Origin of the sequence: Flavobacterium sp. XS2P24, from assembly GCF_030010285.1 — a bacterium.
Classification (GTDB): domain Bacteria; phylum Bacteroidota; class Bacteroidia; order Flavobacteriales; family Flavobacteriaceae; genus Flavobacterium; species Flavobacterium algoritolerans.
The window spans coordinates 1-2,894 of sequence record NZ_JASCRU010000061.1; the positions used below are offsets into that span (position 1 = coordinate 1).

A 2,894-nucleotide genomic window follows, 5' to 3' on the forward strand; every position below is an offset into this window, starting at 1 on the left:
GGTCCATCGGATGAGAACAATTTATCGGTTGATTTTTCCTACTATATCAATACATCAGAAGATTTCAAACTCTCCTTTGGATTGAAAGCATCAGCAAACCTTTTGAATGTCAATTTTGATAAATTGAATCAGTATGATCCAAATGATTATAGTTTTGAAAACAACATAGACAATAAGTTTTCACCCAATATAGGTATAGGACTTTACTGGTATTCAGATAAAACCTATATAGGACTATCTGTGCCTAACTTACTTGAGACACAGCATTTTGATGGGTATGCAGGAGTAGGGTCTGGTTCTTACATTGCACGAGAGCGTGTAAACTATTACTTAACGGCGGGTCACGTATTCGATTTAGACTATAATCTAAAGTTCAAGCCAGCAATGATGACAAAACTAGTTCAAGGAGCACCTTTACAGGTAGATTTATCGGCCAATTTTTTGATCAATGACAAGTTTACAATAGGGGCAGCTTACAGATGGAGTGCAGCTTTGAGTGCAATGGCAGGATTTCAAGTATCCGATTCATGGTTTATTGGATACGGATACGATATGGAAACCACACGTCTTGCAAATTATAATTCTGGATCTCATGAAATATTTCTTCGCTATGAAATATTCAACAAATACAACAGAATTACATCACCTAGATTCTTTTAATTTAATATAACGTTATGAAATTAAGCGCCAAACATTTCGGATGCTGTGCAGTTTTTTTAGTATCAACATTAGTGGGATATACTCAAAAAAAAGGTGTGACAATCGCTGATAAAAAATTCGATAACTATTCTTATGTTGATGCTATAGCTATCTACGAGAAAGTAGCAGAGAAAGGATACAAAGACGAGAAAATGTTTCGAAAATTAGGAGATTCCTATTTTTTCATAGCCGATTTAATGAAGGCTGAGAAATGGTACACTGCGCTTTTTGACATGAATGCAGTACAAGAGCCGGAGTACTACTATAGGTATTCCCAGTCGTTGAAAGCAGTTGGGAATTATTCTAAGGCCGATAAAATGCTAGAGCAATTTATAGCAAAATCGGCTGGAGATCAGCGGGGGAAGCTCTTTGAAAGTCAACGAGATTACCTGAAAGAGATTAAGGAAAATTCGGGGCTTTATGAAATATTCGATGCAGGAATAAACTCTGCCTACTCAGATTATGGAAGTGCTTATTACAATAATACTATACTTTTTGCCTCTGCAAGAGATACGGGTGGAGTAGCTAAGAAAGTGTTTAAATGGAACAATGAATCCTTCACCAACTTGTACAGCTCTGAGATAAGTACACAAGGTAGTTTAGGCAAGCCAGAAGTTTTCAATAAAAACATTAACAGTAGGTTTCATGAGTCAACCCCCGTTTTTACAAAAGACGGCCAAACCATGTATTTTACACGCAATAATTATCTAAACGGGAAAAGGCAAAACGATAGTAGACGAATTATTTTGCTAAAACTCTACAAGGCCACAAACGAAAACGGAAAATGGGTTAATGTACAAGAACTTCCTTTTAACAGCAACGAATATAGTGTAGCACATCCAGCTTTGAGTGTAGATGAAAAGACATTGTATTTTGCATCAGATATGCCAGGTACAAAAGGTATGTCAGATCTTTTTAGTGTGAGTATCAATCCAAATGGCACTTACGGTACTCCAAAGAATTTAGGACTCCCAATAAACACAGAGTCGAGAGAAACATTTCCTTACATAGCACAGGACAACAAGTTGTACTTTGCTAGCGATGGACACCCAGGGCTAGGTGGATTAGACGTATTTGTAACAGATTTATTAGCAAACACAGGAAGTGAAGCCATAGAGAACATTGGCGCCCCGATAAACAGTACCCAAGATGACTTTTCATTTGTGATTGATGCAGAGAACAAAAAAGGATTTGTAACCTCTAACCGTGAGGGAGGATTAGGGTCAGATGATATTTATAGATTCAATAAATTACCCGTTCCAGTATGCGTTCAAGTACTTCAAGGCGTAATCAAAGATCAAGACACAGGATTAGTCATGGCAAATGCCAAGGTAAGTTTGTTTGATGCCAATTTCAATCTTATGAAGGAGATCACAACTCTATTATCTGGAGCATATACATTTGAGGTTGAATGTGGGAAAGTGTATTATTTACGCGGAGAAAAGCCAGAATATGAAACTAAAGAGAACAAGATTGTAATAGCAAAAGTATCAGGAGAAACACAAGGACCATTAGCATTAGAGCCACGAAAAAGAGCAGTTGATGTGGGTACAGACTTAGCCAATACCCTGAATATTCCAATTCTTTATTTTGATTTAGACAAGTCATTCATACGAAAAGACGCAGCATTTGAGCTCGAAAAAGTATTGGCAGTCATGCAGCAATACCCAAGGATGACGATAGATATTAGATCACATACAGATTGCAGACAAACCATTGCATACAACCAAGCTTTATCAGATAGAAGAGCCAAAGCAACAAAAGCTTGGCTGATGAAAAGCGGAATAGCTGCAAATCGATTAACAGCTAAAGGATACGGAGAGTCACAACTTGTAAACGATTGCGGATGCGAACCAACGAACAAATCAAACTGTACAGAGGAGCAACATCAAGCCAATAGAAGAAGTGAGTTTTTAATTGTTTCGATGCAATAAATCATTTTTTAAACCTTAAAATACCTAAAAAATGCCCACAAAAAGGTTCTGCTTTTTGTGGGCATTTTTATTAAATAAAGTCAAGTAAGATTGCGCATTAAAAAAAAATTCCCGCTGATACAACTACCAGCAGGAATTTCAAACAAACCATTTATATAACTAACTAACTAACTATCTTCTGTCTATTCTGATGGCTACACTTCCTGATACTCTAGTATCCTCGATTTTGGCTTTTGTACCATTTGTTCTGTAATAGTAGTA

At 36.8% G+C, this 2,894-nt stretch carries 2 protein-coding genes; both read left to right on the forward strand.

Going from position 1 to position 2,894, the window contains the following annotated elements; translation table 11 throughout:
- The coding region (locus QLS31_RS16115) for a type IX secretion system membrane protein PorP/SprF (protein WP_282744686.1) at positions 1-660 on the forward strand (660 nt) is incomplete at its 5' end.
- 14 nt (positions 661-674) lie between these two features.
- Positions 675-2,633, forward strand: coding sequence for an OmpA family protein (locus tag QLS31_RS16120; protein WP_282744687.1), 1,959 nt, complete (start codon positions 675-677; stop codon positions 2,631-2,633).
- Positions 2,634-2,894: the final 261 nt, after the last annotated feature.

Excerpts from the sequence above, each read along its gene's own strand:
- QLS31_RS16120 (WP_282744687.1), top strand. The coding sequence starts at position 675 with ATGAAATTAAGCGCCAAACATTTCGGATGCTGTGCAGTTTTTTTAGTA.